Source organism: Pseudomonas sp. NMI760_13 (assembly GCF_021283245.1).
In the GTDB taxonomy this organism is placed as follows: Bacteria; Pseudomonadota; Gammaproteobacteria; order Pseudomonadales; family Pseudomonadaceae; genus Aquipseudomonas; species Aquipseudomonas peradeniyensis.
Genome location: NZ_JAJSRC010000096.1, coordinates 1 through 478, shown reverse-complemented (window position 1 = coordinate 478; position 478 = coordinate 1). Strand labels below are relative to the sequence as shown.

3 tRNA genes are annotated in these 478 nt (G+C 57.9%); all 3 read right to left on the bottom strand.

Going from position 1 to position 478, the window contains the following annotated elements:
* Positions 1-76, bottom strand: a tRNA-Gly gene (locus tag LU671_RS29335).
* 81 nt (positions 77-157) lie between these two features.
* Positions 158-233 (bottom strand) — tRNA-Gly (locus LU671_RS29330).
* A gap of 5 nt (positions 234-238) precedes the next feature.
* Positions 239-314, bottom strand: a tRNA-Glu gene (locus LU671_RS29325).
* Between the last annotated feature and the right edge of the window lie 164 nt (positions 315-478).

Here is a 478-nt window from a genome sequence, read left to right as displayed (position 1 = left end):
TGGAGCGGGAAACGAGACTCGAACTCGCGACCCCGACCTTGGCAAGGTCGTGCTCTACCAACTGAGCTATTCCCGCAGGGTGAAGCTTTACCGCATGTGGCGTGAAGCGCCTTGACGACCTTCACCACCTGCACCGTCGGAAACGATGCGTTGAAACTGGAGCGGGAAACGAGACTCGAACTCGCGACCCCGACCTTGGCAAGGTCGTGCTCTACCAACTGAGCTATTCCCGCAAATATGGCGTCCCCTAGGGGACTCGAACCCCTGTTACCGCCGTGAAAGGGCGGTGTCCTAGGCCACTAGACGAAGGGGACTAAGCCGACGCTTTTCAGCGCACCAGAACATGAACCTCACGATTCAGCCTGGATTTTCTTTTCCTGCCCTGCCTAAGCAGTGCCGGAGAAACTGGAGCGGGAAACGAGACTCGAACTCGCGACCCCGACCTTGGCAAGGTCGTGCTCTACCAACTGAGCTATTC